The sequence below is a fragment of the Thermoanaerobaculia bacterium genome, assembly GCA_035260525.1.
Classification (GTDB): Bacteria; Acidobacteriota; Thermoanaerobaculia; order UBA5066; family DATFVB01; genus DATFVB01.
The window spans coordinates 1-3,035 of the sequence record DATFVB010000364.1 but is presented as its reverse complement, the minus strand read 5'-3'; the positions used below and the strand labels follow the sequence as shown (position 1 = coordinate 3,035).

Annotated in this window: 3 protein-coding genes; 2 read left to right on the top strand and 1 reads right to left on the bottom strand. The window is 68.2% G+C overall.

Annotation, left to right across the window (positions count from 1 at the left end; all coding sequences use genetic code 11):
- Window positions 1–358 (bottom strand): hypothetical protein (locus VKH46_17290; GenBank protein HKB72589.1); only part of this gene is annotated, 358 nt, incomplete at its 3' end.
- Between the two features lie 137 nt (window positions 359–495).
- Here VKH46_17290 and VKH46_17285 point away from each other — a divergent pair.
- Together VKH46_17285 and VKH46_17280 are read left to right on the top strand one after the other, a co-directional pair.
- Window positions 496–1,236 carry an SDR family NAD(P)-dependent oxidoreductase gene (locus VKH46_17285; GenBank protein ID HKB72588.1) on the top strand — a complete coding sequence of 247 codons (741 nt, stop codon included), beginning with the start codon at window positions 496–498 and terminating at the stop codon, window positions 1,234–1,236.
- Between the two features lie 130 nt (window positions 1,237–1,366).
- Complete coding sequence (locus tag VKH46_17280) at window positions 1,367–2,929, top strand: peptidase S10 (protein ID HKB72587.1); 1,563 nt, start codon at window positions 1,367–1,369, stop codon at window positions 2,927–2,929.
- The last annotated feature ends 106 nt before the right edge of the window (window positions 2,930–3,035 follow it).

The following is a 3,035-nucleotide window of genomic DNA, read 5'->3' as shown; positions in this document are numbered from 1 at the left end:
TGCCCGTCATCATGGCGCCGTGAACCTGGCAGTAATACGAAAAGTTGCCGGCGTTGGGAAACGTGAAGCTGAACGTGCCGCTCGAACGGACACCGGAATCCCAGACGCCGCTGGGGGCGCAACCGCCCTCGCCGTAGGCGCCGCCCCCGGACGTACACGTGCCGGAGGTCGTCGAGTGGGTTCCCGCATGCCACGTCCACAGGACGGAATCGCCGGCGTTGATCGTCGTCGTCGAGCTGCCGCTGGTGTTGTCGGTGAACGTGTCGTTCGAAATGGTCACGTTCGCGGTCGCCCCGTAGGCCGTGACGCAGGCCGCGAGGACCGCTACACTGAGGATGATGCCGATTTTTCTGGTCATTGTTTTGCTCCCTTTTCGCGGGCGAGAGTACCGGCGGACGGAAGCCATTCCGCCGGTCTTAATCAATCGGTGAGAATCGCCGCTCGAAGCGACTCGTTTCGCCCGGTTTTCCATTAGATTTCTCGGCGGAGGAGCCCATGGAACTCGCCGGAAACACCGTGCTCGTCACCGGCGGCGCGACCGGGATCGGCTTCGCGCTGGCCGAGCGTTTCCTCGCTGCCGGAAGCCGCGTCATCGTCTGCGGGCGGCGCGAAGAGGCCCTGCAAGCCGCCCGAAAGGCGCTCCCGGCGCTCGAGACCTTCCGCGGGGATCTCTCGACGGAAGCGCAGCGCCGCGCGGCGGCTGGCCGCGTCGAGCGCGAATTCCCGGCCGTGAACGTGCTCGTCAACAACGCCGGGATCCAGCGGCGCGTGCGTCTGGACGCCGCCAGCGGGTGGGAGGAGATCCACTCCGAGATCGCGATCAACCTCGAGGCGCCGATCCATCTCTCGATGCTCCTCGTCCCCCATCTCGCCCGCCGGGATCGGCCGGCGATCGTGAACGTCGGCTCGGGTCTCGCGTTCGTCCCGCTCGCTTCGGTTCCGATCTACTGCGCGACGAAGGCGGCGATCCATTCGTTCACTCTGTCGCTCCGGCGCCAGCTCGCGGAAACGCCGATCCAGGTCGTCGAGGTGATCCCTCCCGCCCTGAACACCGATCTCGGCGGACCCGGCCTCCACGCCTGGGCGGACCCCGTCGCCCCGTTCGCGGATGCCGTCTTTGCGGAGCTCGCGGCCGGAAAGGAAGAGATCACGTACGGTTTTTCCGAGGAATCGAGTCGGGCGTCGCGGGCGGAGCGGGCGGCGATCTTCGAGCGGATGAACCGTCCCGGCCGGTGAGGGCAGGCCCGCCGAAAACCCGCGAGCCGGCTCACCGTATCATCACGACCGCGGCCCCCGCCGGACGGCCCCGGGCGACCGCGGCCGCTCCGCTCCGGATAATCGAGCATCGACGCGAAAGGAGTCCCGCATGATCTCCCGGCTCTCCCGAATCGGCGCGGCGGCGTTCGCCGCGGCCGTTCTCGCCGTCCTTCCCGTGCGGGCCGAGCAGCCCCCGGCGGAGCCCTCGTCGGAGGCGAAGCCCCCGGCGAAGGAAGCGCCGGCGCCGCCCATTCCGCCCGCTCCGAAACCGGCGGTCACGCATCACCGGATCACGCTCGGCGCAAAGACGATCCCGTATACCGCGACGGCCGGCACGATCGACCTGAAGGACGCCAAGGGAGAGACGATCGCGAGGATGTTCTCGGTCGCGTACACGGCCGAAGGGCCCGACGCGAAGGCGCGCCCGGTGACGTTCGCGTTCAACGGAGGGCCCGGGTCCTCGAGCCTGTGGCTCCACATGGGGTCGTTCGGCCCCGTCCGGGTCGAGACGTCGGACGCGCGGCCCACTCCTCCTCCGCCGTACCGGATCGTCGAGAACTCGCGCAGCCTCCTGGACCGCACGGACCTCGTCTTCATCGACGCGGTCGGGACCGGTTTCTCGCGGATCGTCGGGAAGGGAGAACCCAGGAACTTCTACGGGACCGACGCGGACGTGGAGGCTTTCGCGCAATTCATCGAGCGATGGGTGAGCGCCAACGGACGATGGAATTCGCCGAGGTATCTCCTCGGAGAGTCCTACGGAACGACGCGCGGCGCGGCGCTCCTCGCCCACCTCGAGCGCGCGGGGATGGCCTTCAACGGCGCGATCTTCGTCTCGTCCTACCTGAACGCGTGGGACGACTTCAGCGGCCCGTCGTTTTCGAACGACCTCCCGTACGAGCTCTATCTCCCGACGATGGCGGCGACGGCGTGGTACCACAAGAAGCTCGACCCGGCGCCGCCGGCGCTGCCGGCGTTCCTGGACGAGGTCCGCGCGTTCGCGCTCGGCGAGTACGCGCAGGCCCTCGCGAAGGGGAACCACCTGGCGGAGCCGGAGCGCGCGGCCGTGGCGGCGAAGCTCCACCGCTACACGGGACTCTCCGAGGCGTTCCTCCGGAACGCGAACCTCCGGATCGACCCGGGCCGCTTCGCGAAGGAGCTGCTGCGGGGAGAGCGCCGCACGGTCGGACGGCTCGACGCGCGCTTCGAGGGAATCGACCACGACGCCGCCGGCGAGTTCCCGGAATACGACGCCGCCAACAACGCCTTCGGCTCCGCCTTCACGGCGGCGTTGAACGCGTATCTCCGCGACACGCTCGGCTACCAGACCGGCGACCTCTACAAGCCCACGAACTACGCGGAGGTCGGGAAGGACTGGGACGATCGGCACCGGGTCGGCGGGAACCGGGCGCCGATGCCGGACGTGGCGGAAGACCTCCGGCAGGCGATGACGATCAATCCGAACCTGCGGATCTTCTCCGCCAACGGTTACTTCGATTTCGCCACGCCGTTCTTCGAGACGGAGTACACGGTCGCGCACATGGGCCTCGACCCGAAGCTCGAGAAGAACATCTCGTTCGGGTACTACGAGTCGGGGCACATGATCTATCTCCACGAGCCCGCGCTCGACGCGCTCCGGGCGGATCTCGCGAAGTTCTACGACGGCCGATAGCCGGAACAGGACCTCGGGGTGGAAGGATGCGGCGATGTCTCCGCCTCCGCGCGCCTTCGGCGCGACGATTCACGGCCCCTGCAACGTGTGATTTCGAGAAAAGCCC